Consider the following 24761-nt stretch of genomic DNA (forward strand, 5'->3'; position numbering starts at 1 on the left):
ATACGGGATATCAGGGATAAATCAACTCAGGAACGGCGGCTGAGCAACGCCAGGCGCGCGGCTCTGGCATTGCCGTAGCGCAGCCGCCACCAGAAGCGCCGCGCGCGCAGGCGGGCGCGGTCCAGGCAGAGGTAGACCACGGGCGTGGTGTAGAGAGTCAGCAGCTGGCTGACCAACAGGCCGCCCACAATGGTGATGCCCAGAGGCTGGCGGATCTCCGCGCCGTCGCCCTGCCCCATGGCCAGGGGCACCGCGCCGAGAATGGCAGCCGCCGTGGTCATCATAATCGGCCGGAAGCGCAGCAGGCAGGCTTCGTAAATGGCCTTGTCCGGCGGCAGATGGCGGGTGCGGGAGGCCTCCAGGGCAAAGTCGATCATCATGATGGCGTTCTTTTTGACGATGCCCGCCAGCAAAAGCACGCCGATCAGCGCGATGACGCTGAACTCCATCTTGAAAAGCATCAGGGCCAGCAGGGCCCCGCCGCCCGCCGAGGGAATAGTGGAAAGGATGGTCAGGGGGTGGATCAGGCTCTCGTAGAGCACGCCCAGCACAATGTACAGCGCGGCCAGGGCCGCCAGAATCAGAATGATCTGGCTGCTCATGGTGTCGCTGAATATCTTGGCCGTGCCCTGAAAACTGCCCACGATGGTGGAGGGCATGCCGATTTTGACCCGCGCCTCGGCAATGGCCGCCTGGGCCTGGGAAAGGGAGGCCCCCTGAGCCAGATTGAAGGAAATGGTCACGGCGGCGAACTGGCCCTGATGCGCCACGGAGAGCGGCGCGAAAGCCGGGCCCACGCCGGCCACGCTGAGCAGCGGCACCAGGCCGTCCTTGCCCGGCAGGCGCACCTTGTCCAGAGCCTGCGCGCCTTCCAGCCAGTCCGGCCCGTATTCCAGCACCACGCGGTACTGGTTTTTATCCTGGTAGATGGTGGACACCTGGCGCTGCCCGAAGGCATTGTTCAGGGCCGCGTCCACATCCCGCATGGTCAGGCCCAGGCGGGCCAGAGCGTCGCGGTTCACCGTGAGCATGGTCTGGAGGCCGCGCTCCTCAATGTCGCTGTCCACGTCCTTGAACAGGGGCAGGGCCGCCAGGGCCTGCTGGAGGCGGCGGCCCCAGGTGCGCAGATCGTCCAGATTGTCGGCCTGCAGGGTATACTGGTACTGGGAGCGCGCGCTGCGCCCGCCCATCATGATGTCCTGGGCCGGTTGCAGGAAAATCTGCAGGCCCGGTTCGGACGAGAGTTTGCCGCGCAGCCGCCCGATGACCGCCTGGGCGCCGATTTTGCGCTCTTCCAGAGGCTTGAGCGAGATGAACACCCCGCCCCCGCCGCGCCCGCCGGAAATATGGGCCGAAACCTGTTCCACGGCCGGGTCCGCGCGGATCACGTCCACCAGCTTCGCCAGCTTGGTCTGCATGGCCTGAAAGGAAGCGCTCTGGTCCGCCCGGATGCCGCCCATGATCACGCCCGTGTCCTGCTGGGGGAAAAAGCCCTTGGGCACTATAATATACAGCCAGACATTTCCGGCAATGATCAGAAGCAGGGAAAGCATGGTCAGGCGCGGATGGCGCAGCACCACGGCCAGGCTGGCCGCGTAGCCGCGCTGCATGCCCGCCAGCATGGCCCCCCAGGCCTGCCCAACGCGGGTACACCACTGCCGCAGCGGTTTCAGAAAGCCGCCCCGGGCTTGCAGCAGGCGCTCCTTGCGCCGGGCCAGATCCGCGTCAAAAGGCCGCAGCAGCTTGGCGCACATCATGGGCGTGGTGGTCAGGGAAACCAGCATGGAGACCAGCACCGCCGTGGTGAGCACCACGGAAAACTCGCGGAACAGACGGCCCACAATGCCGCCCATGAACAGAATGGGCGTGAACACCGCCACCAGGGAAATAGAAATGGACACCACGGTGAAACCCACTTCGCGCGCGCCGCGCAGGGCCGCGCGCAGGGGGCTTTCGCCCATTTCCAGACGGCGGACGATGTTTTCCAGCACCACGATGGCGTCGTCCACCACAAAACCCGTGGACACGGTGAGCGCCATGAGCGAGAGGTTGTCCAAACTGTAGCCGCAGAGGTACATGACCCCGAAAGTGGCGATAAGCGAAACCGGCGCGGCCACGGCCGGAATGCTGGTGGCCCTGGCGTTGCGCAGGAACAGAAAGGTCACCAGCACCACCAGGCCCATGGCCAGCATGAGGCTTTTTTCCACTTCGCGCAAAGAGGCCCGGATGGTCAGGGAACGGTCCATGCGCAGTTCCAGATCCGCGCTTTCCGGCAGCCAGGAGCGCAGTTGCGGGATCATGGCCTTGACCCGGTCCACAGTCTCAATGATGTTGGCTCCGGGCGAGCGAAAGACGATCAGCAGGATGGCCGGTTTGCCGTTGGCCACGGCCATGTTGCGCACGTCCTGGGAGGAATCTTCTACGCGCGCCACGTCCGAGAGCCGGATGGTTTTGCCGTCCTTCTGGGCCACAATCAGCGGTTTGTAGTCCTCGGCCTTCTGCAACTGGTCGTTGGCCCCCACCAGCCAGAAATTTTCTCCGTTTTCCAACATGCCCTTGGGCAGAAAGGCATTGGCCGCGGCCAGGGATTTGCGCACGTCCTCCATGCTCACGCCCGCGCGGTTCAGGGCGTCGGGGATGGCCTCCACCCGCACGGCGGGCAGGGCCCCGCCGCCCACGGTCACTTCGCCCACGCCGGGAATCTGCGAAATTTTCTGGGCCAGCACCGTGGAAGCCGCGTCGTACAACTGGGCGCGGGTCAGCACGTCCGAGGTGATGGACAAAATCATGATCGGCGCGCCCGAGGGATTGACCTTGCGGTAGGATGGGTTGGACGGCATGGTCGGCAGGGTGGAGCGGGCCGCGTTGATGGCCCCCTGCACGTCTCGGGCCGCGCCGTCGATATCCCGGTCCAGATCAAATTGCAAAATCACATTGCTGGAACCCAGGCTGCTGGAGGAGGTCATTTCCGTGACCCCGGCGATGCGCCCCAGGGCCCGCTCCAGCGGCGTGGCCACGGTGGCGGCCATGGTTTCCGGGCTGGCGCCGGGCATGCGCGCGCGCACCACCACCACGGGAAAGTCCACTTCCGGCAGCGGGGCCACGGGCAGCAGGCCGAAGGCCACCATACCGGCCAGGGCAATGGCGATGGTCAGCAGTGTGGTGGCCACGGGCCGCCGGATAAAGGGCGCGGAAATATTCAGGGGAATGAATTCCGGCCCGAAACGGCGGCGCCTTTCCGTGCCCGTCCCGCCGCCTTTGTCCGAAGCGCCGGGCTTGCCGGACGCGCTCATGCGCCCTCCTCCGCCCGCGTGTCCCCTGTTCCCGATTCCCTGGAATCCGTGGACTCCGAGGACTCCGTGCCGCGCGTGGATGTATGGCGCAGGCGCAGGCTCATACGGTCGAACCAGAGATAGATCACCGGCGTGGTGAACAGGGTCAGCACCTGGCTGACGACCAGGCCGCCCACCATGGTCACGCCCAGGGGGCGCCGCAGCTCCGCGCCCATGCCCCAGCCGATCATCAGGGGCAGGGCCCCCAGCAGGGCGGCCATGGTGGTCATCAGAATGGGCCGCAGGCGCAGCAGGCAGGCCTGGCGGATGGCCGCCAGAGGCGGCTTGCCCTCCTTGCGCTCGGCCTCCAGGGCGAAGTCGATCATCATGATGGCGTTTTTCTTGACGATGCCGATGAGCAGGATAATGCCGATAACGCCCACCACGCCCAGTTCCATGTCCGCCAGCATCAGGGCCAGCAGGGCCCCTACTCCGGCCGAGGGCAGGGTGGAAAGGATGGTCACCGGGTGGATGTAGCTCTCATAGAGCACGCCCAGCACTATATACATGGTCACGATGGCCGCCAGGATCAGCCAGATCTGGTTGTCCGTGGAGGACAAAAAGGCCTGGGCCGCGCCCTGGAACTGGGTGCGCAGGGCCGGGGGCAGGCCCAGCTCCTTTTCCACGGCCAGAACCGCGTTCACGGCCGCGCCCAGCGAGGAGTCATGGGCCACGTTGAAGGAGATGGTGGCCACCGGGAACTGACCCTGGCGCGCCACGGAAAGCTGGGCCGGGCGTTCCTCCAGAGTGGCGATGCTGGTCAGGGGCACGGGATCGCCCGTGGAGCCGCGCACATGGATATTCTCAATGGCGGCCGGGCCCAGACGGAAGCGCGGGGCCACTTCCAGCACCACCTTGTACTGGTTGGTCTGGGTGAAGATGGTGGAAATCAGGCGCTGGCCCAGAGCGTCGTACAGGGCGTTGTCGATGTCCGACATGCTGATGCCCAGCCGCCCGGCCGCGTCGCGGTTGATGTTCAGCCAGGCCATGCGCCCCGGCTTCTGGAGGTCGCTGGTCACGTGTTCCAGTTCGGGCCGCTCGGACAATGCCCGCACCACGCGCGGCACCCATTCCTGCAACTGCTCGCGGCTCAGGGCTTCAACAGTGAACTGGTACTGGGTGCGCGAGACGCGATCCTCAATGGTCAGATCCTGCACGGGCTGCATGTAGAGGGTCAGCCCCGGCAGGCTCGCGGCCCGCTCCATGAGGCGCTTGGCAATGGCCGGGGCGCGGGCGTCGCGTTCGGACAGGGGCTTGAGTTCCACGGTCAGGCGCGAAGTGCCCAGGCTCTGGTTGATGCCGTCCACGCCCACGAAAAAAACCACGCTTTCCACGGCCGGGTCCTGCAGGATCAGATCCGCCAGTTGGCGCTGGCGCTCGGCCATGGCCGTGAAGGACGTGTCCTGCGGAGCCTCGGCAATGCCCTGGATCACGCCCGTGTCCTGCACCGGGAAGAAGCCCTTGGGCACCACGATGTACAGCACGACCGTGAGCGCCAGGGTGCCCAGGGCCACGCCCAGGGTCAGGCGCTGATGAGCGAAGACCCAGTCCAGCCTGTGCTCGTACCAGAGAAGCAGGCGGCTGAAGAAACGGCCCTCTTCCTTTTCCCCGGCGTGGCGCTCGGGCCGGAGCATGACCGCGCAGAGCATGGGCGTGAGCGTGAGGGAGATCACCGCCGAGATCAATATGGTCACGGCCAGGGTCACGGCGAATTCGCGGAACAGCCGCCCGGCCACGTCGCCCATGAACAACAGCGGAATGAGCACGGCCACCAGGGAGATGGTCAGGGAAATGATGGTGAAGCCGATCTGGCCCGCGCCCTTGAGCGCGGCCTGCAGGGGCCGCTCGCCCTGCTCCAGGTAGCGGGAAATGTTTTCAATGACCACAATGGCATCGTCCACCACAAAGCCGGTGGCGATGACCAGGGCCATGAGAGTGAGATTGTTCAGGGAAAATCCGGCCAGATACATGACGCCCAGCGAACCCACCAGGGAAAGCGGCACGGCCAAGGCCGGGATGATGGTGGCCTCCACATTGCGCAGGAAGAGCCAGATGACCCAGATGACCAGGGCCACGGCCAGGAGCAGTTCCAGCTGCACGTCGTGCACCGTGGCGCGGATGGTGGTGGTGCGGTCCGTAACCACGCGCACTTCCACATTGCCGGGCAGGGTCTGTTGCAGCACGGGCAGCAGGCGGGTCACGCTGTCGGCCACGTTGATGACGTTGGCTCCGGGCTGGCGCTGCACCGAGAGCACTATGGCCGGGCGAAAGGCGTCTTTGCCGTCCGCGCCCGCCGAGGCCACATAGGCGGCCAGGCGCGCGTTTTCCGCGCCTTCCAGCACGTCGGCCACATCCTTGAGGCGCAGCGGCGCGCCGTCCTTGTAACCGATGATGGTCCGGGCATATTCCTGCGCCGAGGAGAGCTGGTCGTTGGCGTCAATGGTGCTGGCCCGCTCCGGCCCGTCAAAACTGCCCTTGGCGTCGTTGACGTTGGCCGAGGCAATGGCCGAGCGCACGTCGGCCAGGGTCAGGCCCGCCCCGGCCAGGGCCTTGGGATTGACCCGCACGCGCACGGCCGGGCGCTGGCCGCCGGACAGCGTGACCAGGCCCACGCCGGGCAGTTGCGAAATCTTCTGGGCCAGCCGGGTGTCCACCAGGTCTTCCAGGCGGGTCAGGGGCATGGCGTCGCTGGTCACGGCCAGGGTGACGATGGGCGGGTCCGCCGGATTGACCTTGTTGTAGACCGGCGGATTGGGCAAGTCGTTGGGCAGCAGGTTGTCCGCCGCGTTGATGGCCGCCTGCACTTCCTGCTCGGCCACGTCCAGGGCGATGGAAAGGTCGAATTGCAGGGTGATGACCGAGGCCCCGGCCGAGGACAGGGAACTCATCTGCACCAGGCCGGGCATGATCCCGAACTGGCGTTCCAGCGGGGCCGTGACCACCGCCGCGATGACGTCCGGCGACGCGCCGGGATAGAGGGTCTGCACCTGAATGGTGGGGTAGTCGATCTGCGGCAGGGCCGCCACCGGCAGGGAACGGTAGGCCAGCAGGCCCGAGAGCAGCAGGGCCACCATCAACAGGGAGGTGGCGATGGGACGGAGAATGAAGATGCGGGAGAGGTTCATGGTATAGACACCTTGCCACGTCCCCAAGGGGAACGGGGCTTGTCACTCGGACAATATTTTCTTTGCCCTTCGGGCACAGGGCACACAAAACGTCACCCGTATGACAACCCCCTAAAAACTGATCAGCGGCAGCCGGAGACTACTCCACGGCTTCCGCCTTCGGCGTCTCCACGGTCGCCGCCACCTTGACCGTGATGCCGTCGCGCAGGCGGTCCAGGCCGTCCACCACCACCACTTCCCCGGCCTTCAGGCCCTTGTCGATGACCGTGAGCCGGTCCGTGCTGATGCCCGGCGTCACCTCGCGCACATGGGCGATTTCGTCGCCCTTGTCGTCCTTGCTCACCACATAGACATACGAGCCGCGCGAGCCCAATTGCACCGCCGAAGCCGGAATGGTCACGGCGTCCTTGAGCATCCGGACCATCAGCCGGGCATTGACGAACTGGTTGGGATAGAGCGCGCCGTCCTGATTGGGAAAACGGGCCTTGAGCTTGACCGTGCCCGTGGCCGCGTCGATCTGGTTATCCAGGGACAGCAGGCTGCCCACGGCCAGCAGATGCTTCTGCTCCCTGTCCCAGGCCTGCACGGGCAGGGGCGGCAGAGAGGGATTTTCCTCACGCTCGCGCAGGGCCCGCGCCACCAGGGGCACCTGGCTCTCGGGCAGCGTGAACAGCACGTCGCAGGGGCTGACCTCGGTGATGCGCACCAGGCCGTCGCTGTCCGAACTCTTGATCTGATTGCCCTCGTCCACGTTGCGCAGGCCCAGCCGCCCGCCCACGGGCGCGGTGATCCGGCTGTAGTCCAGTTGCAGGCGGGCCGAGTCCACCGCGGCCTTGTCCGCCTCCACCGTGCCTTCATACTGGCGCACCAGGGCGCGCTGGGTCTCATACTGCTGGGCCGCGATAAAGTCGCCCTTGGCCAGCTTGGCATAGCGCGCCAGGTCGCGGCGGGCGTTGTCCAGCTGGGCCTGGTCCTTGGCAAGATTGCCCTGGGCCTCGTCCAGCGCGGCCTGGAAGGGCCGGGGGTCGATTTCCGCCAGCAAATCCCCGGCCTTCACGCGCTGCCCTTCCTGAAAGTGCAGGCGGACCAGTTGCCCGTCCACCCGGCTTTTGACCAGCACGTCACTGGAAGGGATCACCGTGCCCAGACCGTTGAGAAAATGCGGCACGTTCTGGGCCAGAGCCGTGGCCACGCGCACCGGGGGCGCGTCCATGCTCATGCCGGGCCGGGCGCCGCCGCCCGCGAAAAACAGACGCCAGACGATCAGCGCGGCCGCCAGGGCCAGCGCCAGCCAGATGTATATGCGACGGCGGCCCGTAGTGCGTTGAGCCCATGCCTTCACTCTCTGTCTCCTTCTTCAGCGCGCAACGGCGGAAAAAACACACGAAACACGCTTTCTTCCCTTGGCGCGACCCTGTCCCGTTCCAGCCGCCAGCCCAGATGCTCGCAGGCCCGCAACGCCAGGGAGAGCCCTAGGCCGCTGCCCGCCGAACCGGCGGCGCGTTCGTGCCCGGACCGAGCCGGATCACCGGCACAGTTCGCTTGCGGGCCGCGCACGCCGCGCGCGAAAATATCCAGATCTCCGGGAATGCGCCCGCTGTTGCGGACCTCCAGCATTTCCGGCGTCAAACGCAGATAAACGCGGCCATTTTCCGTATAGCGACAAGCATTGTCCAGCAAATTCTTGAACACAATGGCCGCCAGTTCCTTCTGGCCCACGGCCTGGACGCCGTCCGCCACATCCGCGAAAAGCAACGCCGGACCACCGTCCACAGGCAGGGACGCGGCACCCCGCTCGCCCCCGCCTTTTCCCGGCCCGTTCGCCTCCGGCCCGGCCAAACGCAGCAGCCCGCCGCGCTCGCCCCCCCGGATCAGGCCCCGCATCTGCCCGCTGAGATCCAGGGGCCCGCGTTCAATATCTTCGGGCCGCCGGGCCAGCAGCAAGAGCGTGCGCACCGTGGCGGACATGCGCGCCGTGGTGCGCGAAAGCCGCTCCACCACGGCCATGAGTTCCGCGTTGCCGGATGTCTCGGACAGAGCCGCCAGGCGCAGTTCCAGAATTTCCAGACCGCCCTGCATGACCGTGAGCGGCGTGCGCAGTTCATGGCTTACGTCGCCGGTGAAAAAACTCTCCCGCCGCACGAAACGCTGTAAATCCGCCTCCCGCGCGGCCAGAGCGCGGGCCAGCACGCCCACCTCGTCCTCCAGCCCCAGGATATCCGGCGGCACGGGCGTGACCGCGGCGGGGTCCCGAGGATCGCGGCTCTCCACCGCGCCGGTCAGGCGACTGAGCGGACGGGTGAGCCTGCGGGAAAGCAGCACGGCCAGCAGCACGGCCACGGCCAGCCCGGCGGCTGCGCAGAGCAGCAGCAGCCCGCCCAGACGGGCCTTCAGGGCCTGGAACGCGCCGGTCCGGCCGCTCAGGGCGTAGACCACGCCGTTGCGCCGGACCAGGAGAACAAATTCCTCCATCTGTTTGAAGAAATGCAGGCCGTCGGGCAATTCCTCCCAGGCCGGGGGAATCTGCTTGCCCACCAGAAAACGCCAGTGCATGGCCGCTGCCAGATCCTCGCCGTAATAGAGATTGCGGCGGCCCCGGTCCTCGGCTTCCCAGGCGCGCCGTTCGGCTTCGATAAGCGCCTCCATGACGGGCCGGGCATGCCAGCTCACCAGATACGCACCCAGCCGGTCATAGGAAAACAGGCCCACCAGGCCCAGGGTCAGGCCCATGCCCAGCGCCAGCAGCACAAAGGCCGCCAGCATGCGCTGGCGGATGCTGGCCCCCTGCCTCACGCCTGAGTCTCCCCGGCGAGACTCAGGCGGTAGCCCACATGCGGCACGGTTTGCAGCAGGGGCACGGCAAAGGGCTTGTCCAGCTCGCGCCGCAGCTCATGGATATGGGTGCGCAACGCGCTGCCTTCCGGCGCTTCGTCGCCCCAGAGCAGGTGTTCCAGGGTCTCGCGCCGGACCAGCGCCGGGGCCGCGCGGATCAGTTCGGCCAGGATGCGGAAGCCCGAAGGGCTCAGGCGCAGTTCACGGCCCTGGCGCACGGCCCGGTGCTCGGCATTGTTCAGACTGAGATCGGCAAAGGTCCAGACGCCCGCTTCCGCCGCCGGACCGCCACCCACGGCGTTCAGACGGCCCCGCCGCAGCAGGGCCCGGATGCGGGCCTCAAGTTCCTTGAGGGCAAAAGGCTTGACCAGATAATCATCGGCCCCGGCCTCCAGGCCGCGTACCCGGTCGGCCACGGTGTCGCGGGCCGTGAGCATCAGCACGGGCACAGCGGAATGGTGTTCCTCGCGCAGATTCCGGCACAGGCTCACGCCGTCCAGTCCGGGCAGCATGACGTCCAGCACAATGCAGTCAAAACGCCCTTCCAGGGCCATGCTCAGGCCGGTCCGGCCGTGACGGGCGCAATCCAGCTCATAGCCCAGGGGTTCCAGGTAGGCATAGAGATTGGCCAGGATGTCCTCATTGTCTTCAATGAGCAGAAGGGAGACGGGCATGACGCACCTGCGGCGAAGTTAGAGCAAGGTAACTTTTCAAAGTTAATCCGCTCCGGACCGTCAGTTTAGTCGATGAGGGCCAGGGCGTCCACTTCCACTTCATTGGAGCGCTTGCGGCTCCAATTCACATGGCCCATAAGACGCACCCGGTCGTGCGGCGTGATCGTGAGGTGGCCGAAAATGTCATTCTCGATCTCCACCACCACGCGGCCGCTTCCGTCACCGAACAGGTACCTGTTTTTGCGGAAGGGGATTTTTTCCAAAATATGCCCTTCCAGCACGCAGGGGGCATCGTCCTGGGCGTCCAGCACATCCGCGGCCCGGGTCACCGTGGGCGAGACGCCCGGCCCCTCAAAACCGGCGGCGCGCACAGGAACGGCAACGCACAGGAAGAAAAGCAGCAATGCCAATACACGCATGGGCATACTCCGGGCAAAGCCGGGGCGGGATAAGCCCGCCCCGCGTTCCGCCGTTCTTTTAGAGCAGATTTACTTTGCTCTAGAGCAGATTCACTTTGAAGTTATGCCAATTTCAAAGTTGAAATGCTTTACTTCAGGATTTCCAGAACCTTCACATCAATCTTGATGGGTTCCATCATATCCTTGTCCACCTTGCCGGAAAGACGCACCTTGGTCTGCGGGGTCACGGTGCGGCCCGCGAAAGTCTCGTGGTCGATATCCACGATGATCTGGCCCGTGGCGTCCTTGAACAGATATTTGTCGTCGCTGCCGGCCAGGCGCTCCACAATGTTGCCGACAAGCACCACGGGCGCGTCGTCCCAGGAACTTTGAGCCTTTTTCACCGTATCAGCCTGCACGCCGCCGGTGGGGCCCTGGAAGCCGCCCATGCTCTGGCCGCCGGAATTGGGACCTTCAAATGCCGCATAAGCGGGGACGGCCAGCACGGCCAGCATGACGAAAGTAAGCAGATAACGCATTTTGTCCTCCGGATTTTACCGTATATGTTTAAAGTGGATTGAGGCGAGACGAGAGCCTACTGCAACAGCTGCAGCACCTTCACGTCCACCCGCAGCGGCTTTTTAGGATACTTCTTCAGCTTGCCGAACAGACGCACGTTGCTCTCGGGAGTGATGTCCCGCCCGGCGAAAACCTTGTGGTCGATCTCCACCATGATTTTGCCGCTTTCGTCCTGAAACAGGTATTTGTCGTCCTTGCCGGCCACGCGTTCCACAACATGTCCGGTCAGCACCACCGGAGTTTTGTTGGGAGCAACCAGGGCCTTGGCAACAGTGTCTGTGCTCACGGTCCCGCCGGGGCCCTGAAAGCCGCCGCCGGGCAGGGCCGGGGCCGCCGTTTCAGCCGCGTATACGGGAACCGCCAGCATGACCGCCAGCGCCAGGAAAAGTAAATAACGCATAGTTTCCTCCTGCATTGCGGGCTTGCTTCTCGGCAACATCCGTTGCCGCCCGCGAAAATACTCTGCTCCGGCAGGCGTCAGCAAAGCGTCAGCACGCGGCGCCCCGAGGCGGGAATGCGCCCTTGTGGAGCCGGGGCAAAACTGCTATCGTTCCGGCATGAAAGAGCTTGATCCGCATACTATCCGTCCCTGCCTCGCCTGCGGGGGCACCAATGCCCATCTGGAATCCATGTTGCCGCCGGGCCGTCGGCAGGAAGTCTGGCGCGTGGTCTGCGCCTGCGGCCAGACTTCGCAGCAGTGGTCGGTTTCCCAGGGAGCGGCCATCCGCGCCTGGAACCGCAACCTGGCCCAGGAAAACGATCTGGCCTCTCTGTCCAAGGAGCGCATGACGCCCCAGAGCCATCTGAAGAGCTAGCCCGGCCCTCCCCTCTTTTTCGGATTTTTCCGCCCCGCAGCGCCGCCGTAAAACAAATGGCCGCATGCTGTGTCTTTTTTTATTTCTCTCGCCTGCCGGATGCAGCGGGGCCGCCAATTCGCAGCTCGGCGGCATTGTGGCGGGCAATCCCAACTTCCACGGCAACCGTGGGGCCGAGGCGCGCACCATCCTCAATGAGGTGACCAGCGCCAACCGCTCGCGCATTGAAGGCTATATCGAAGTCAACGGCCGGGCGGCGGACGTGATTCTGGCCAATCCCAACGGCGTGACGGTCAACGGCGGCGGCTTCATCAACGTGCCGCGCGCCACCATCACCACGGGCAAGCCGGAGGTGGACCCCGGCGGCGCGTTGCGCGGCTATGAGGTGCGCCAGGGCGACATCCGCATTGAAGGCGCGGGCATCAACGCCGACAACACGGACGCCTTTACCCTGCTGGCGCGCACGGCCCATGTGGAGGCCCAGGTGCGCGCCAGCAGCCTGGCCGTGGTCACGGGCAAAAACAGCGTGGCCGCCGACGGCACGGTGACGCCCCTGGCCGATCCCTCCCCTGCCCCGGCTGATCCCGGCAATCCCGCCGCCGAGGAAAAACCGGAAGTGGGCATTGACTCCTCGGCCCTGGGCGGTATGTACGCCAACCGCATCACCCTTATCGCCACGGAAAAGGGCGTGGGCGTGAACCTGGAAGGCACGGTGCAGAGCGCGGACCAGATGGTGATCACCGCCGACGGCAAGCTGCGCCTGCGCGAGGCCGTCTCGGGCGGCGACGCGGTGCTGGCCGGCAAGGGGGATATCGAACTGACCGGAGCCGCCGTCACGGCGGCGCGCGACCTGACGGTGACGGCTGACAACCTGCGTCTGGAAAAGGGCGTGTTTGAACCGCAATATGAAGCCCGCAAGGCCAAAAAACAGGCCGGAAGCGTAACCGCCGGTGCGGCTTCCGCACCGGCGTCGGGCCTGACAGGCCCGACGCCCGAGCCGGAACCGGAAAAATCCTCCGGACTTTATGCGGGCGGCAATCTGTCGATCAAAGCCAATACCCTGGTTCTCGGCGAAGACGCGCAGGCGGCGTCCGGGGTGGACAGTTCCGGCGGCCTGACAAAAGACGGCAACACAACTATCGCCGCCGGCACAGTGGAGGCAAAGCGGGCCAAAGTCCTGTCCGGCGGATCGATCACCATCGCGGCCGCCACGGCCAATGCCGCCTCTTCAACCATTGCGGGCCGGGGCGACGTCGTGCTCTCCGGCGGGGAGCTCGCCCTTCTGAACACCCTGGTACAGGGCGGACGCGTGGGGCTGGACCTGGAGCACGTGAAACTGACGGAAAAATCCAAGGCGGAAGCCGTCACGGATCTGGCCTTTCGGGTGGCCCAAGCGGAGCTGAACGACGCAAGCTTGAGCGCCGGTTCCGACTTGCTTCTGGATGTGGGAAAAGCCCTCTTTGACGTTCAAAGCAGCCTTTCTTCCGGCAATGACCTGACCCTGCGCGGCACGGATGTAACCCTGAACGGCGCGTTTCTGGCGGCCGGGCAGGACCTTGAATATTCCGGCGAAAGCCTGAGCAATATGAGCGGCGTCCTGTACGCGGCGCGGGACCAGCGCCTGTACACATCCGGCCTGCTGCTCAACGACGGCGGCGAAATTTACGCCGGGCGCGACATTCTGATCGCCGACGCCGACGGCAAGGGAGAGAACGCCGTGCGCAATCTCTCGGGCACGATCTCCGCCGGGAACGAGCTTTCCATCAGCGCAAAAACCGTGGAAAACAAAAAACGTGAATTTGAAGTGGCGGAACGAGGCAGGCACATTTCATACAACGAATGGTATGAATGCAACAAGCCGTTGCTCGGTCACGGTTGCGACAGAAGGCAACTGTGGTATTACGTCAACGTCTATGAAGACTACATCCTGAAGGATTCGCCGTCCGCCCAGATGCTTGCGGGCGGAGACATTCTCATCAGCGCGGACCTGCTTGAAAACCACTACAGCACCATTGCCGCCGGAAATAATCTCGCCGTCAAGGCGACCAACGTCGACAACAAGGACGCCGTGCTGCAACGGACGCGCACGGTCAGGGAAACCATGAAGGGCTGGGACTCCGATGATGACTTCACCGGCGAATATTTCCGGTCCTACAATGAAACCTACGAAGAGATCGGGCGTTCCCCCGTCGTGCTTTCCGCCAAGTCCGGGTTGTATATGGACGTTGCGGATACCTTCAACAATTACAGCGACCGCCAGGGCATTTCGCTGCCCAACGGCAGTTCGGAGAGCGCGGGCTATCCTTTTGCGGGCAGTCCCATGTTCCGCCCGTCCACGTCGCCGGGCCATCGTTACCTCATTGAAACCAACCCCATGTTCACGAATATGGGCCTTTTTTACGGTTCGGATTATTTCCTGAGCCGCATCGGCCTGGACCAGGACCGCCAGCAGGTGGTCCTGCTGGGCGACGCCTTTTATGAAACGCGTCTTGTGCAGCAGCAGATTCTGGCCGCCACGGGCCAGCGCTTCCTCAACGGCTACAGTTCGGACGCGGACCAGATGCGCGGGCTCATGGACGCGGCGGCGGCCCAGGCCCAGGGGCTTGATCTCAGCGTCGGCGTGGCCCTCACGCCGACCCAGGTGGCGGCCCTGACCCAGGACATCATCTGGCTGGAAGAAGAAGAGCACATGGGCCGGAAGGTGCTTGTGCCCCACCTCTACCTGGCCTCGGCCACCCAGCAGGACATCGCGCCCGGCGGCGGCGTGCAGGCCAAAAACGTCTACATCAATGCCGGTAAAGGCATTCTGAACGAAGGCCGCATCAACGGCGAAAATGTGAACCTGGCCTCGGTCAGTATCGAAAACACCGGCGGCCTGCTGCGCGGCGGCAGCCTGAACCTCACGGCCCTGAACGACATTGCCAACAACAGCGGCTTCATCCAGGGCGGGGACATCAGCCTGAAGGCCGGGGGCGACATTGTCTCGCAAACCCTGACCCGCCCCGACGCGGGCAATGCCGCCCACCAGCATGTGCTGGCCCAAGGCCGCATCGAGGCCACGGGCACTGTGACGGCCGTGGCGGGCAACGACCTGGCCATCCGGGGCTCCACGCTCAGCGCGGGCGGCGACGTGACCCTGGCCGCCGGGCGGGACATGACTGTGGGCACCGTCACCGAGGAATTTCACCTTGACGGCGGCTCGCGCAGTTGGGAGCACCGCGTCACCCACACCGGCTCCACTGTGGCGGCGGGCGGCAACCTGAACATGACCGCCGGGCGGGACATGACCGTGGCCGGTTCCCAGGTGGGCGCGGGCGGCGACGCCCAACTCGCGGCGGGCGGCGATCTGTCCGTGGTGGCCGTGCAGGATACGTTCAGCTCCTTTGTCAAGGCCGAGTCCGGCAAGGGCGGCCTGTTCTCCTCCAGCTCCAAGTCCACCTATACCCAGGACTACCGCACCTCCAAATCCTCCACAGTGGCCTCCGGCGGCAATCTCAGCCTGCTGGCCGGGGTCACCGGTTTGACGCCGGGCGCGTCCGCTGCCTCCGGCGCGCCCGCGTCAACCGGCCATGCCTCGGTGGTGGGCTCCAACCTGGCCAGCGGCAAGGACCTTACCGTGGCCGCCAGCGGCAACGTCAACGTGGCCTCGGCACAGAACAGTTCCTATTTCAGCCACACCAAGTCCACCGTGGGCGCGCTGGGCCTCAGTTCCTCTTCCAAAAGGGAGGAAAAATCCTCTGTTACCCAGGTCGGGTCCACCTTGAGCGGAGAAAATGTAAAAATTTCTGCCGGTAACGATATTACTGCCACAGCGAGCAATATTTTTGCCTCGCGGAATGTGCAACTGAACGCTGAAAAGGGGAATATCCTTCTTGATGCCGCGCAGAACACGCAATCGTCATACTATAAATCCAGCTCATCCCGGGCAGGGATTTTCGGCGGCAGCTCGGGAATTTCATTTGCCAGCAGCAAACAAAAGCAAAAAGGCGATGGCGTCAGTAAAAATATTGGTTCCGCCATTATGGCGGGAGAAGATATCACAATGTCGGCCCAACATGACGTTACCTCCGTGGGATCGTTGATTTCCGCCGGCAACAACGTCCAGATACAATCCGGGCGCGACGTCAACCTGCTTCCCGGCAATGATACGTCATATGCGTTTGAGTCCAGCAAAAAGAGTGAAGTCGGCATAGGCGCGGCGCTGAGTTCCAGCGGGGCCAGTCTCAGTCTCGGCTACCAGAGCACGGCCAAGGGCAGCAAACAGAACGCGGCCCAGAATGCGGGCAGCCTGGTACAGGCAGGCAACGATATCTCCATAACGGCCGGGCGCGACATCAACCAGATAGCGTCGCACATGGAAGCCGCACGTGATGTGAACCTGAACACCGGGCGCGACTGGAACATGCTTGCCGGTCAGGATTCCCAGAGCGCATCGGCCTGGCGGAAGGATGTGCAGGCCGGAATCACGCTTTCCTTGCAGCAGAATGTTTCTTCCGCCGTGCAGGCTGTGGCCGATCTGCCGCAAGCCATGGGAAGCGGTCAGGGCGGTCTGGGATATCAGGGCGTCACCGCCGCCAGCGCCGGGCTGAAAGCCGTCACCAGCGTCTATAATTCCATCTTTCAGGTGGTCAGCGCGTCATTGTCTGTCGGCGGTTCCACGTCCCGGCAAAAATCTTCCTCATCCTCAAGCACGGCTTCCCCCTCCACGCTGCTGGCCGGGCGCGACCTTGAGGCCGTCAGCGGGCGGGACATCACTATTGAAGGCGGCCGTGTGCAGGCCGGTCATGACATGGCCTTGGGGGCTGGCCATGACCTGAACATCGTCGCAGCCACCAATACCTACGACAGCAAGCAATCCGCCTCATCCGCCTCGGGCGGCGTGAACGTGAGCGTGGGCTTCGGCTCCAGCGGCATGGCCGTTTCCGGCAGCGTGTCCGCCTCCGCGTCCGGCAGCCAGGGCAAGAGCAGCGGCACAAGCTACACCAATGCCCTGGTAGCGGCGGGCAATCATCTGGAAACCACTTCCGGACGCGACACCAACATCAAGGGTGCGCAGGTGCAGGGCAACACGGTGGATATGGCTGTGGGCCGCGATCTGAATGTGCACAGTCTGCAAGACACGGCCCAGAGCTCCGGCAACTCCTGGTCCCTGGGCGGCAGCATCGGCTTTGACGCTACGGGTCTTGTACCCGACAAAATCATGGGAATACCGGTGACCGGAAGCAACGGCTCCGGATTGAACATCGGCGGCGGCACCAGCAGCGGTTCCATGGCCTGGGTCAACGGCCAGACCAGCATTACGGCCAAAGAAGACCTGGATATCTACACTGAAAAAAATACGGACATCAAGGGCGCGGTCATCGCGGCGGACAACGGCAATCTGACGTTGAACACCGGCAGCCTGACATATTCCGATATTCAGGATAAAAACAAGCAGGAAAATATCTCCGCCAATATCGGCCTCGGTGGCCAGTTGGAGAACGCTTCTCTTTCGGGAGACTACGGCAAAACGGATCAGGAGCAGATCAACCGCGCCACGGTGGGCCAAGGGACGGTGATTATCCGCTCTGATCCCGCCCAGGGATTGGAGGGCCTGAACAGAGATATCGCCAAGGCCCAGGAACTGACTAAAAACGAAAAAGTCAGCGTCACGGTCTATGTGGACAGCACGTCGATCAAAGAACTGGCGAGCGGCTTTGCAGGAACCATAGAAGGCGTCGAAAACTTGGGGGAAAACCTCCAGCAGATCGTCAGGGAATGGAAAGCCATTACCGCCGCCTTGCCCGAGAACGCCAAAGGCCTTGGTCAGGCGGGCCTGGATGCAATGCAGGCCATGCTCCGCAGCGGCGCGTCGTCCGAACAGGTAGAGCAGTTAATGAGTGACCCGGAGTTTCAAAGGCTTATCACGGGCCTCGGATCTGTACCCCCAGAAGGCTCTAATTCTGTTCCAGGACAGGTCCAGAAAGGAGAAAATGGAGTCTGGACGGTTAACATACCCCCCAGTGATGCGTCATATTTGGTTAGACAGATGGTGCAAGTTTACGAGTACTTAGAAACTATTCCATATAAAGATACAGTTTCCGTTGCCCTCATGGGGCTACAGGCGATATGCGCGGGCCCGATAAGCATCATCAAAAATGTGGTTGGTGGCGAGCTGATGGGGGCTGCGACCCAGGAACTGGCTTCATATCTTATAGTCGACAAGTTCCATGGCGGGTCGCAGAGCGCCCAAAGAGAAACAACCCCGGAAGGCTTGGCGACAGAGATCAAAGCCACGCAACTCTTTCTTGATCTCGGCCTCGGTGTCGGGGTAGGAGTTCTGGCCGGGGGGATTAAGTCTGTTGGCAAAACGCCATCAGTTGCGGGTACGAAAATTTCTGGCATCAATTATGTTGATCCTCAAACAGGTGTGAAACTCCCTTCGACAATTGATATTCAACCGACGCTTGATAGAATAGCAAAAGGGATAGCTGATCCACATAGCAATGATGGAGTCACTTTTTTCAATAACAAGTCTAAGCTCCCTGTGCAAGGTGCCGGATATTATACAGAATACGTCATAAGAACTCCTGGAGTTGGAAACGCTGGCCCTCAGAGACTTGTCCTTGGTAAAAATGGAGAAGTCTACTATACACCAGATCATTACATTAACTTCATTAAGGTAAAGTGAGATATATATGAAAATGGAGAATCTTTTTTATTTCGTACAACACCCCAAAAAATTATCATATTCATCAATTGCATTTTGTTTTATAGAAAAGGATGTAAAAACGACTGATGAGTTATTCTATGCGCTCGATAATCAATTTAAATTTTGTGTTTTTGGTTGGAATTGGGATGCTCTGAAAGATGCACTTTGTGGATTCGATAATGAAAAAAAAAGAAATATTGTTATAATGCATGAAGCTATAAATATGAACAATTCAGTACTTTATAACTATTTATTATGCCTCATGTCTGCAGCGTTAGTATGGAAAAAGCATTCCAATAAACATAGATTTTTCCCTATTTTTTCAGTTGAAGATAGAGAAAAAATTATGAAAATTCTTTATACTGATGAGCCACAAGAATGGTTTAAAGTTTTTTGTGAAAACCTCGGCTTAAAGAAATAACTCTAACGGTTTCATATGGTAACAGGGACGCAATGGAGAGGCCGGACTCGTAAGACCCGGCCTCTCCATTGCTCAAAGCCACATAATCTTTCTTGATCTCGGCCTCGGTGTCGGGGTAGGAGTTCTGGCCGGGGGAATTAAGTCTGTTGGCAAAACGCCATCAGTTGCGGGTACGAAAATTTCTGGCATCAATTATGTTGATCCTCAAACAGGTGTGAAACTCCCTTCGACAATTGATATTCAACCGACGCTTGATAGAATAGCAAAAGGGATAGCTGATCCACATAACCGTGATGGAAGTACATTTTTCAATAATAAAAATCAGCTTCCTATGCATGAAGATGGATACTATATGGAGTATGTTATTAGAACACCTGGGATTGAGAAAGTTGGTCCTCAAAGGCTTGTCATTGGGAAAAATGGAGAAACGTATTATACGCCGGATCATTATCTCAATTTTATAAAAATAAAGTGAGTCTGTTATGAAGATAGAGAATCTCTTTCGTTTTATACGACATCCAAAAAAGATTCCAAATATTTCTTCTATATTGTTTTGTTATATACCAAAAAATATAATATCGGCAGATGAATTATTTCATTCCCTTAATCAACAACTAAACTTGCAGGTCTTTGGAGGGAATTGGGATGCACTGATGGATACATTATGTGATTTTGAAGATGTAAAAGAAAAGTATATTATTATAATGCACGAAACTACATCTATGAATAATAATATACTTTTTTATTATCTGTCTTGTCTTATGGCGGCAGCATTGACATGGAAAAAATATTCAAATAAACATATATTTTTACCTATTTTTTCAGAAAATGATAAAGAAAAAATTATAAAAATTCTTTATTCTGATAAATTGCAGAGACGTTTTGAAATTATTTGTAACGATCTACATTTGAATGAATAAGATACGAAATGTGGTTGGTGGCGAGCTGAGCGGAGAATCTTTTTTATTTCGTACAGCGCCCCCAAAAACTGTCGTATGCATCAATAGCATTTTGTTTTGTACAAAATACTATAAAAAATAAGAAGGATTTATTTTATTTCCTTAACAAGCAATTTAAATCCCCAGCATTTGGATGGAATTGGGATGCTTTAAATGATGCACATTATGCGATCTAGAACATATTAAACAAAAAAAATTATAGTTATGCATGATAAAATTGAAATAGATGATAAAATATTATCTATATATTTATCATGCCTGGTTACCGCTGTATTAACATGGGAAAAACATTCTTATCGGCATATGTTTATACCAATTTTTTATTGAAGATAAGGAAAATGTCATGAAAATACTTCATTCTGCGGATATAAATGGGGAGTTTAATATTTTGAGGAAACAGATTTTTTTGTCTTAGTACAATAAATAATTCCAATAAGGATTTCTATCTTATATGGCCCTCACGCCGACCCAGGTGGCGGCCCTGACCCAGGACATCATCTGGCTGGAAGAAGAAGAGCACATGGGCCGGAAGGTGCTTGTGCCCCACCTCTACCTGGCCTCGGCCACCCAGCAGGACATCGCGCCCGGCGGCGGCGTGCAGGCCAAAAACGTCTACATCAACGCGGGCAAAAGCCTTCTGAACGAAGGCCGCATCAACGGCGAAAACGTGAACCTGGCCTCGGTCAGTATCGAAAACACCGGCGGCCTGCTGCGCGGCGGCAGCCTGAACCTCACGGCCCTGAACGACATTGCCAACAACAGCGGCTTCATCCAGGGCGGGGACATCAGCCTGAAGGCCGGGGGCAATATCGTCTCGCAGACCCTGACCCGCCCCGACGCGGGCAATGCCGCCCACCAGCACGTGCTGGCCCAAGGCGGCATCGAGGCCACGGGCACTGTGACGGCCGTGGCGGGCAACGACCTGGCCATCCGGGGCTCCACGCTCAGCGCGGGCGGCGACGTGACCCTGGCCGCCGGGCGGGACATGACTGTGGGCACCGTTACCGAGGAGTTTCACCTTGACGGCGGCTCACGCAGTTGGGAGCACCGCGTCACCCACACCGGCTCCACTGTGGCGGCGGGCGGCAACCTGAACATGACCGCCGGGCGGGACATGACCGTGGCCGGTTCCCAGGTGGGCGCGGGCGGCGACGCCCAACTCGCGGCGGGCGGCAATCTGTCCGTGGTGGCCGTGCAGGATACGTTCAGCTCCTTTGTCAAGGCCGAGTCCGGCAAGGGCGGCCTGTTCTCCTCCAGCTCCAAGTCCACCTATACCCAGGACTACCGCACCTCCAAATCCTCCACAGTGGCCTCCGGCGGCAATCTCAGCCTGCTGGCCGGGGTCACCGGTTTGACGCCGGGCGCGTCCGCTGCCTCCGGCGCGCCCGCGTCAACCGGCCATGTCTCGGTGGTGGGCTCCAATCTGGTCAGCGGCAAGGACCTTACCGTGGCCGCCAGCGGCAACGTCAACGTGGCCTCGGCACAGAACAGTTCCTATTTCAGCCACACCAAGTCCACCGTGGGCGCGCTGGGCCTCAGTTCCTCTTCCAAAAGGGAGGAAAAATCCTCTGTTACCCAGGTCGGGTCCACCTTGAGCGGAGAAAATGTAAAAATTTCTGCCGGTAACGATATTACTGCCACAGCGAGCAATATTTTTGCCTCGCGGAATGTGCAACTGAACGCTGAAAAGGGGAATATCCTTCTTGATGCCGCGCAGAACACGCAATCGTCATACTATAAATCCAGCTCATCCCGGGCAGGGATTTTCGGCGGCAGCTCGGGAATTTCATTTGCCAGCAGCAAACAAAAGCAAAAAGGCGATGGCGTCAGTAAAAATATTGGTTCCGCCATTATGGCGGGAGAAGATATCACAATGTCGGCCCAACATGACGTTACCTCCGTGGGATCGTTGATTTCCGCCGGCAACAACGTCCAGATACAATCCGGGCGCGACGTCAACCTGCTTCCCGGCAATGATACGTCATATGCGTTTGAGTCCAGCAAAAAGAGTGAAGTCGGCATAGGCGCGGCGCTGAGTTCCAGCGGGGCCAGTCTCAGTCTCGGCTACCAGAGCACGGCCAAGGGCAGCAAACAGAACGCGGCCCAGAATGCGGGCAGCCTGGTACAGGCAGGCAACGATATCTCCATAACGGCCGGGCGCGACATCAACCAGATAGCGTCGCACATGGAAGCCGCACGTGATGTGAACCTGAACACCGGGCGCGACTGGAACATGCTTGCCGGTCAGGATTCCCAGAGCGCATCGGCCTGGCGGAAGGATGTGCAGGCCGGAATCACGCTTTCCTTGCAGCAGAATGTTTCTTCCGCCGTGCAGGCTGTGGCCGATCTGCCGCAAGCCATGGGAAGCGGTCAGGGCGGTCTGGGATATCAGGGCGTCACCGCCGCCAGCGCCGGGCTGAAAGCCGTCACCAGCGTCTATAATTCCATCTTTCAGGTGGTCAGCGCGTCATTGTCTGTCGGCGGTTCCACGTCCCGGCAAAAATCTTCCTCATCCTCAAGCACGGCTTCCCCCTCCACGCTGCTGGCCGGGCGCGACCTTGAGGCCGTCAGCGGGCGGGACATCACTATTGAAGGCGGCCGTGTGCAGGCCGGTCATGACATGGCCTTGGGGGCTGGCCGTGACCTGAACATCGTCGCGGCCACCAATACCTACGACAGCAAACAATCCGCCTCATCCGCCTCGGGCGGCGTGAACGTGAGCGTGGGCTTCGGCTCCAGCGGCATGGCCGTTTCCGGCAGCGTGTCCGCCTCCGCGTCCGGCAGCCAGGGCAAGAGCAGCGGCACAAGCTACACCAATGCCCTGGTAGCGGCGGGCAATCATCTGGAAACCACTTCCGGACGCGACACCAACATCAAGGGTGCGCAGGTGCAGGGCAACACGGTGGATATGGCTGTGGGCCGCGATCTGAATGTGCACAGTCTGCAAGACACGGCCCAGAGCTCCGGCAACTCCTGGTCCCTGGGCGGCAGCATCGGCTTTGACGCTACGGGTCTTGTACCCGACAAAATCATGGGAATACCGGTGACCGGAAGCAACGGCTCCGGATTGAACATCGGCGGCGGCACCAGCAGCGGTTCCATGGCCTGGGTCAACGGCCAGACCAGCATTACGGCCAAAGAAGACCTGGATATCTACACTGAAAAAAATACGGACATCAAGGGCGCGGTCATCGCGGCGGACAACGGCAATCTGACGTTGAACACCGGGACGTTGACGCATTCCAATTTGCACGATTCCAATCGAAGCGAATCCATTTCCGGAGGGTTGGGGGTCGGCGGTCTGATGAACAACCTTGTCACCTCTCTCGATTACAGCAAAACAGATCAGGAGCAGATCAATCGCGCCACCGTGGGCGACGGCCTTATCATCACCCGTGACGGTTCCGTGGATAGCCTCACAAGCCTTAATCGGGACACAGGCCTTGCGCAGGAAATGACTCAGGACGATAAGATACGGATGGGAATTTATTTTGACAGTAATCTTGCAGACGGCTCCACATGGAAAACGGCCTGGACCGGAGTAAATACATTGGCCGGGCTTTCCTATGGTTTTCTTGGAAGCATATTTGGTGACGTACAGACAGAGTATAAAGATGGGGCTTTGCAGTTTACAGGGCATCCATTTGGAATAGATGGTGATGGTGTAACACTTGGCCATGCCATTATGTATTTTGGAAGTGCGAAAGAGACTGATGTATGGAAGTATTATAATAGTCCTGACCAAATAGTTCTTGGCTTGCACGAACTCGGGCATATATACCTCAACAAGAGGCTCTTGGACCACTTTATATCCCAGCTTATCTTATAATGGGTGGATGGTGGACTAATTCAAATCCTTTTGAGCAAGGTGCAAATAGCAACGCACGAGAAAGAATGAAAGCACTTGGAATATATGAAAAAATTCAAAATGGATGGAGATATGAATAATATTTTTATTGCAATCACTTCAGTGGTGCTACTTACATCATGTACACTTCCTGGAGAAGCATTTATTGTAAATAGAAGTGGAAAGGATGTTGTTGTATATACAAAAAATATAGGAAGTATTTTGAAAGATGGCTGTGATGATATTTATAGCCCTCTAAGATCTTCTTATTTTACGACAGAAAGATTGAGAATAAAGGAGTGTCCTGCCGCGCTATACAGGACATGGAAATGTCCTGACATACAATCCAAAGATTTTGGCAATGTAGCTGAAAAGATTGATGCTCTGCATAACTTCCAAGAGAAAACAGGAAAACGTGCGGCGTATCTCTTGGACGAGAATTTTAATCTTTTATTGGTTCCATATGATGGGCCATTTAAGGGACAAAGATTAGAAAATGGAAGGCTTATTTGTAAATAAGAAAATTTACACAACTTCAAGAGAAAGGATTTGATTTACAAATGTATTATACAGACAATATGATAGTCCGTATATCGTATACCCTTGTAATATCCATAAGCATTTTGCTAGGTTCGGCATGCTCCTTGATAAACAAAGGGGCAGCATACCTGATCGCGTCAAACGATTCTCCGGGCAGTGCGTTTATTATAAATAGAACTGGGAATGATGTCCTTATCTATATGACGAACCATAGAGGTTTTTTATTAAAAAATGGGTGCGATGATGCAATCTCGCTGATTCCAGAAAATTACAAAGGTGAAAATATCTATATTGAGGAATGTACAGAAAGTGCATTTTTGGAAAGGAGATGTGTTGGCGGAATCACTAAAAAATTTACAAATGTCTCAGATATGATTAGGGTGTTGAACGATTATCAAAGAGAAAAAAAATCTAGTGCTGCATATTTGTTAGATGAAAATTATAATCTAATATTGATCCCATACAACGAAAAACCAAAATACAATCTTACTGAAGGATTTATTGTTACCTGTAAGGAATAGCTTGGTTTCCTCCACCGTGCCCGCCGG

17 protein-coding genes are annotated in these 24761 nt (G+C 59.4%); 9 read left to right on the forward strand and 8 right to left on the reverse strand.

The genetic code is table 11. The features are described 5' to 3' along the window. Positions 1-26: 26 nt before the first annotated feature. The 8 genes from AXF13_RS10425 to AXF13_RS10460 form a co-directional block, all read right to left on the reverse strand. Complete coding sequence (locus AXF13_RS10425) at positions 27-3293, reverse strand: efflux RND transporter permease subunit (RefSeq protein WP_062253100.1); 3267 nt, start codon at positions 3291-3293, stop codon at positions 27-29. After that, entirely contained in the window at positions 3290-6457 is a 3168-nt protein-coding gene (locus AXF13_RS10430) for an MdtB/MuxB family multidrug efflux RND transporter permease subunit (RefSeq protein WP_190276344.1), read from the reverse strand. The genes AXF13_RS10425 and AXF13_RS10430 overlap by 4 nt, the downstream gene beginning before the upstream one ends. 139 nt (positions 6458-6596) lie before the next feature. Next, a complete protein-coding gene (locus AXF13_RS10435; protein WP_062253104.1) occupies positions 6597-7799 on the reverse strand; it encodes an MdtA/MuxA family multidrug efflux RND transporter periplasmic adaptor subunit in 1203 nt (400 codons plus the stop codon). Continuing rightward, complete coding sequence (locus AXF13_RS10440) at positions 7796-9250, reverse strand: sensor histidine kinase (protein WP_062253106.1); 1455 nt, start codon at positions 9248-9250, stop codon at positions 7796-7798. Before AXF13_RS10440 ends, AXF13_RS10435 begins: the two co-directional genes overlap by 4 nt. Continuing rightward, the gene (locus AXF13_RS10445) at positions 9247-9963 is read right to left on the reverse strand and encodes a response regulator transcription factor (RefSeq protein ID WP_062253108.1); all 717 of its coding nucleotides are present in this window, start codon (positions 9961-9963) and stop codon (positions 9247-9249) included. The genes AXF13_RS10440 and AXF13_RS10445 overlap by 4 nt, the downstream gene beginning before the upstream one ends. A gap of 65 nt (positions 9964-10028) precedes the next feature. Continuing rightward, complete coding sequence (locus tag AXF13_RS10450) at positions 10029-10382, reverse strand: NirD/YgiW/YdeI family stress tolerance protein (RefSeq protein WP_009301917.1); 354 nt, start codon at positions 10380-10382, stop codon at positions 10029-10031. Positions 10383-10510: 128 nt separating this feature from the next. Further along, the gene (locus AXF13_RS10455; RefSeq protein ID WP_062253111.1) at positions 10511-10900 is read right to left on the reverse strand and encodes a NirD/YgiW/YdeI family stress tolerance protein; all 390 of its coding nucleotides are present in this window, start codon (positions 10898-10900) and stop codon (positions 10511-10513) included. 56 nt (positions 10901-10956) lie between these two features. Continuing rightward, positions 10957-11340 carry a NirD/YgiW/YdeI family stress tolerance protein gene (locus AXF13_RS10460; protein WP_062253113.1) on the reverse strand — a complete coding sequence of 128 codons (384 nt, stop codon included), beginning with the start codon at positions 11338-11340 and terminating at the stop codon, positions 10957-10959. A 157-nt stretch (positions 11341-11497) separates the two neighbouring features. Here AXF13_RS10460 and AXF13_RS10465 point away from each other — a divergent pair, with 157 nt between their 5' ends. From AXF13_RS10465 to AXF13_RS16810, 9 genes are all read left to right on the forward strand, one after another. Beyond that, the gene (locus AXF13_RS10465; protein WP_009301914.1) at positions 11498-11755 is read left to right on the forward strand and encodes a hypothetical protein; all 258 of its coding nucleotides are present in this window, start codon (positions 11498-11500) and stop codon (positions 11753-11755) included. A 136-nt stretch (positions 11756-11891) separates the two neighbouring features. Next, on the forward strand, positions 11892-18425 hold the full coding sequence (locus AXF13_RS10470; RefSeq protein WP_190276345.1) for a hemagglutinin repeat-containing protein: 6534 nt from the start codon (positions 11892-11894) through the stop codon (positions 18423-18425). Between the two features lie 7 nt (positions 18426-18432). Further along, the gene (locus AXF13_RS16115) at positions 18433-18867 is read left to right on the forward strand and encodes a barstar family protein (RefSeq protein ID WP_083522068.1); all 435 of its coding nucleotides are present in this window, start codon (positions 18433-18435) and stop codon (positions 18865-18867) included. 214 nt (positions 18868-19081) lie between these two features. After that, complete coding sequence (locus AXF13_RS16120) at positions 19082-19342, forward strand: ribonuclease domain-containing protein (protein ID WP_083522069.1); 261 nt, start codon at positions 19082-19084, stop codon at positions 19340-19342. A gap of 7 nt (positions 19343-19349) precedes the next feature. Continuing rightward, the gene (locus AXF13_RS16125) at positions 19350-19787 is read left to right on the forward strand and encodes a barstar family protein (protein ID WP_083522070.1); all 438 of its coding nucleotides are present in this window, start codon (positions 19350-19352) and stop codon (positions 19785-19787) included. 110 nt (positions 19788-19897) lie between these two features. Further along, entirely contained in the window at positions 19898-20002 is a 105-nt protein-coding gene (locus AXF13_RS17465; RefSeq protein ID WP_223300015.1) for a barstar family protein, read from the forward strand. A 275-nt stretch (positions 20003-20277) separates the two neighbouring features. After that, complete coding sequence (locus AXF13_RS10475; RefSeq protein ID WP_062253117.1) at positions 20278-23655, forward strand: hemagglutinin repeat-containing protein; 3378 nt, start codon at positions 20278-20280, stop codon at positions 23653-23655. An 84-nt stretch (positions 23656-23739) separates the two neighbouring features. Next, positions 23740-24192, forward strand: coding sequence for a hypothetical protein (locus AXF13_RS16805; protein WP_150116156.1), 453 nt, complete (start codon positions 23740-23742; stop codon positions 24190-24192). Between the two features lie 41 nt (positions 24193-24233). Continuing rightward, positions 24234-24734, forward strand: coding sequence for a hypothetical protein (locus AXF13_RS16810; RefSeq protein WP_150116157.1), 501 nt, complete (start codon positions 24234-24236; stop codon positions 24732-24734). The last annotated feature ends 27 nt before the right edge of the window (positions 24735-24761 follow it).

Origin of the sequence: Desulfovibrio fairfieldensis (assembly GCF_001553605.1) — a bacterium.
Classification (GTDB): Bacteria; Desulfobacterota; Desulfovibrionia; order Desulfovibrionales; family Desulfovibrionaceae; genus Desulfovibrio; species Desulfovibrio fairfieldensis.